This is a genomic window from Agrobacterium tumefaciens str. B6, assembly GCF_001541315.1.
GTDB lineage: Bacteria > Pseudomonadota > Alphaproteobacteria > Rhizobiales > Rhizobiaceae > Agrobacterium > Agrobacterium radiobacter.
Map to the genome: position 1 here is coordinate 1 of NZ_LMVK01000042.1, position 698 is coordinate 698.

Annotated in this window: 1 protein-coding gene and 1 pseudogene; both read right to left on the reverse strand. The window is 60.3% G+C overall.

Features of this window, described 5'->3' with window-relative positions; translation table 11 throughout:
* Window positions 1-398: ABC transporter ATP-binding protein (locus tag ASB65_RS21055; protein WP_155643910.1), on the reverse strand; the 398-nt coding region annotated here is incomplete at its 3' end.
* 12 nt (window positions 399-410) lie between these two features.
* Window positions 411-698: pseudogene (locus ASB65_RS21060) on the reverse strand (carbohydrate ABC transporter permease); the annotation flags it as partial.

Here is a 698-nt window from a genome sequence, read left to right on the forward strand (position 1 = left end):
TGCGAGGGCCGGCGTTCGAGATAATCGGTGAGGTTGAGGATACGGGCGGCATCGTCGACCTTCCTGTCGATCACCGCCTTGTCGAGCTTGGCCATCTTCAGCGGGAAGGCGATGTTGTTCCTGACGCTCATATGCGGATAAAGCGCATAGGACTGGAACACCATGGCAAGGCCGCGCTCGGCCGGGGCCTTTTCGGTGGCGTCGTTGCCGTCGATGACTATTCTGCCGCCGGAGACGTCTTCCAGCCCGGCAATCAGGCGCAGCAGCGTTGACTTGCCGCAGCCGGACGGGCCGACGAAGACGACGAACTCGCCGTCATGGATGTCGAGATCGATCGACGGGATGACTTTTGCCTCGCCGAAGAGCTTGGACACGTTCTGAAGGGAAATGCTGCCCATTATTGTCGTTCCTTATTTCACGGCGCCGAAGGTCAGACCGCGCACGAGTTGTTTCTGCGAGAACCAGCCGATGACGAGAATGGGGGCGATCGCCATCATCGAGGCGGCCGAAAGTTTTGCCCAGAACAACCCCTGCGGTGAGGAGAAGGAGGCGATGAAGGCGGTCAGCGGTGCTGCATTGGTGGTCGTCAGCCGGATGGTCCAGAAGGATTCGTTCCAGGCGAGGATGACGTTCAGGAGCAGCGTCGAGGCGATGCCCGGAACCGCCATGGGGGTCAGTACATGCACGATCTCGTTCCA